1 protein-coding gene is annotated in these 409 nt (G+C 65.3%); it reads left to right on the top strand.

Annotation, left to right across the window (positions count from 1 at the left end):
• The coding region (locus tag FLP08_RS17175) for a hypothetical protein (RefSeq protein WP_156278138.1) at positions 1-409 on the top strand (409 nt) is incomplete at both ends.

Below are 409 nucleotides of genomic sequence, written 5' to 3'. Positions count from 1 at the left end.
GACTGGAGCTGGTCGGCTGGCGCAAGGTGCCGATCGATACCAGCGTTCTCGGCCGCCTGGCGCTGGAGCGCCTGCCGCAGATCGAACAGGTGTTCATCGGCGGCGCCGGCCTGAGCGACCAGGACTTCGCCATCAAGCTGTTCAGCGCACGGCGCCGCTCGTCGGTGGCCAACGCCGCCGACAGCGACCACTACATCTGCAGCTTTTCGCACAAGACCATCATCTACAAGGGCCGGATGATTCCGGCCGACCTGGCCGCCTTCTATCCGGACCTTGGCGACGAGCGCCTGCAGACCGCGATCTGCGTATTCCACCAGCGCTTCTCCACCAACACCCTGCCGAAATGGCCGCTGGCGCAGCCGTTCCGCTTCCTCGCCCACAACGGCGAGATCAACACCATCACCGGCAA

It is taken from the genome of Christiangramia aestuarii, assembly GCF_009735585.1.
Classification (GTDB): Bacteria; Bacteroidota; Bacteroidia; order Flavobacteriales; family Flavobacteriaceae; genus Christiangramia; species Christiangramia aestuarii.
Note: the sequence above shows the minus strand (reverse complement) of the source record. Positions and strands in the feature narration are given on the sequence as shown.